Origin of the sequence: Nocardia flavorosea NBRC 108225 (assembly GCF_001613385.1) — a bacterium.
GTDB classification, from domain to species: domain Bacteria; phylum Actinomycetota; class Actinomycetes; order Mycobacteriales; family Mycobacteriaceae; genus Nocardia; species Nocardia flavorosea.
Genome location: NZ_BDCG01000063.1, coordinates 1 through 867 on the forward strand (window position 1 = coordinate 1; position 867 = coordinate 867).

General features: G+C 63.7%; 1 protein-coding gene. It reads right to left on the reverse strand.

Translation table 11 applies throughout. The features are described from left to right. Positions 1-10: 10 nt before the first annotated feature. Positions 11-792, reverse strand: a protein-coding gene (locus tag NFL01S_RS35090; RefSeq protein ID WP_371851883.1) for an IS5 family transposase whose coding sequence is annotated in 2 segments (ribosomal slippage) — positions 11-469 and positions 472-792 — 780 coding nt in all. Because the reading frame shifts where the segments join, the coding sequence is not laid out codon by codon here. Positions 793-867: the final 75 nt, after the last annotated feature.

Genomic DNA, 867 nt, shown 5'->3' on the forward strand with positions numbered 1-867 from the left:
AGAGGGTGTCTTATGTGGGGAGTTTCTTGTAGCAGGTGATAGCTGCGGCGAGTTGCAGAAAAGCTGCGAAGAGGCGGCCGTGGCGTTCGTAACGGATCGTCAACCGCCGATAGCCGGTCAACCACGCGATAGTCCGTTCGATCTTCCACCGATGCCGACCCAACTTCGTGGGATCCTCGATACCGCGACGGGCGATCCTAGGCACTATCCCGCGACCACGCAGCCACCGGCGGTGGACGTCGAAGTCGTAACCCTTGTCCGCCCGCAGCTTGGCGGGTTTGCTACGGCGCGGGCCACGGACCGACCGGACTTTCGGGATCGATTCGACCATCGGCTGCAACATCACCGAATCGTGAGTGTTCGCGGCGGTGACACCGGTGACCAGCGGGATCCCGTTCGCATCCGATATGACGTGGAGCTTGGAGCCTTTCTTGCCGCGATCGACCGGACTGCGACCGGTCAGCGATCCCCCTTTTTCGCCCGCACACTCGCCGCGTCCAGGATCGCCGCGCTCCAGTCGAGCTCGCCGGCAACTCCGAGCCGGTCGAGTATCTCTCGGTGCAGTGCCTCGAACACTCCGGCATCGGCCCACACCATGAACCGGCGATGCGCGGTCGGCACACTCACCCCGAACGACGGCGGCAGATGCCGCCACGCGCACCCGCTGGTCAACACGAATACCACCGCGGTAAACACTGCCCGCTCGTCCACCGGTGCAGTCCCGCCGCCCTGTGGTCTCGCCGCGAACTCGGGGAGCAGTGGTTTCACGATGTCCCACAACGCATCCGGGATCAGTCTCTGAGCAAGCCTGTCGACCACGGGTCACATCATGCCGCACAACGAATTACACCCACGTAAGACGTCCTC